Source organism: Bradyrhizobium oropedii (assembly GCF_020889685.1).
GTDB lineage: Bacteria > Pseudomonadota > Alphaproteobacteria > Rhizobiales > Xanthobacteraceae > Bradyrhizobium > Bradyrhizobium oropedii.
This window is the reverse complement of record NZ_JACMYO010000441.1, coordinates 1-1157: the sequence shown is the minus strand read 5'-3', so window position 1 is coordinate 1157 and position 1157 is coordinate 1. Positions and strand designations below refer to the sequence as shown.

Sequence of the window (1157 nt, the reverse complement as noted above, 5' to 3'; positions counted from 1 at the left end):
TGGAGGCAACCGGTGTACGCACGACTCTCTCCGCGACAAACCAACAGTGCGACTCGCGGCCACCCCTCTCCCCAACCCTCCCCCGCAAGGCTACGAGATTCACACGTCTCGGAGGCTCCACCCATGCTTGATGGCGTGGAACTGAGTGAGGCCTGTGAGCATGACGATGGGGCCTGGCTTTCCGTAGTAGCCGGTCCAACCACCGAGCCTTGCGAAGACCCACGCGGCATAGGCGAGCGAGCCTTTAGGATGCGGGTTCTTCTGCTTGGCGGTCTTGCCTTCGAGGGTTTGGCAGACCCGCTCCAAGACGGGCCGGTCGTCGGGATCAAAGACGTCATGGAGCGGGCGCTTGGTTTCGCCGTCGCGCTCAGCCACGAGCTGCATCACCTTGATCGCAGCGATCAGAATGACCGTGACGAGCTTTTCGAGCGGTCCGTCCTGCTCCTGCCGCAGGGCCTCGACATCGAAGCCCTTGGTCTTCATCGTGCGGAACAGTTGTTCGATGGTCCAGCGCAAACGATAAAAGCCAATGATCCGACGCCCATCGGCAATGTCGTTGACCTGATGGGTGGTGAGCAGGAACCACAGCGCCGGATCCTCTCCTTCAGGAGGATCAATCTCGCGGCCGATAACGAGTGTCACGCTGATGGCTGCAGGCAGCCCGCCGCTGGCCGCATGATGTTTCGGCCGCTTGATCTCCACCTTGCCAAATCTGATGGACAACTCGGCCTTGCGAGCTTTCCGGCCGGGCGCAGCCGGCAACTCCACCGTCATGCGGCCAGCTTCGTCCCACGCCTCGACCTTGGAGAACAGCAAATCTCCATCGACGAGGCTGCGGTCCTGAGCGGCGCGCACCAGCTTTTCCACATTGGCCGGCTTGAAGGCGAAGCATTCGTAGATGTCGCCTTCGCGATCCTCGACGACCGTGACGCAGTCGCTCCAGCTTCGGCCAAGCGCTGGCGCTCTCGGCACCCGACAGCCAGCGTCGGCTGTCCTTTTCCTCAAATGTCCTTTGTTTGCGCTTCTCGCGTTCGCCGCCCTGGCGCGTCAGAAAGAGGTTGTCGACCAGCCCAAGTGTCGCTCCCGTATTGGCGTCCACCGCGATGACCGGGTGAAAGGACAGCCCCACGCCCTTCTCGTCCACCCGCAGGGCCGAC

General features: G+C 62.4%; 1 protein-coding gene. It reads right to left on the bottom strand.

Annotated features, from left to right (window positions below):
• Positions 1–99: 99 nt before the first annotated feature.
• On the bottom strand, positions 100–972 hold the full coding sequence (locus H8A95_RS43155) for an IS4 family transposase (protein ID WP_229188468.1): 873 nt from the start codon (positions 970–972) through the stop codon (positions 100–102).
• Positions 973–1157 lie beyond the last annotated feature (185 nt).